Below are 507 nucleotides of genomic sequence, written 5' to 3' on the forward strand. Positions count from 1 at the left end.
TCGCGCGGAGGGCGGACTCCTGGAGGATGGGGAAGACGCCGGCCGCACGGTAACGCTCGTGGATCTGGCTCCAGTCGTAGTACGAGGTGATGTGCGTGCCGGTGGGGATGGCGCGCAGGACATAGCCGTACCGGTGGTCGATGTCCGGCTTGAAGCCGGGCGACGTCGGCGTCCATTCGATCAGCGCGTCCTCGTCGTACGCGGTGATGACGACCGTCACGTCGTACCGGCCCATCGGGCGGTCGTTGAGCGCCTCGCGGTCCATGTGTACGACGAAGGAGTCACCAGCCTTGGTCACGCGCTCGCCGTCGGCGGACTGGAGCATGCCGGAGCTGTCGATGGAGACGTGGCCGCGGGGGTCGGTGAGGAGGGCGAAGATGCGGGCCGGGGGCGCGGCTATCTCGCGGGTCACCTCGAAGCGCTCGTCGGACATGGGGCTCCCTCGTTTCTGTAACGGGTTTCTGCGCGGTTTCTACGGCGGTTGTCGGCGTCCGGTCAGAGGCCCCG

General features: G+C 68.0%; 1 protein-coding gene. It reads right to left on the bottom strand.

Annotated elements, in window-relative coordinates; genetic code table 11:
* Positions 1-433, bottom strand: a 433-nt coding sequence (locus AOK24_RS40735; RefSeq protein WP_055724947.1) for an SRPBCC family protein, incomplete at its 3' end; no start/stop codon positions are given.
* Positions 434-507 lie beyond the last annotated feature (74 nt).

Source organism: Streptomyces niveiscabiei (assembly GCF_001419795.1).
GTDB lineage: Bacteria > Actinomycetota > Actinomycetes > Streptomycetales > Streptomycetaceae > Streptomyces > Streptomyces niveiscabiei.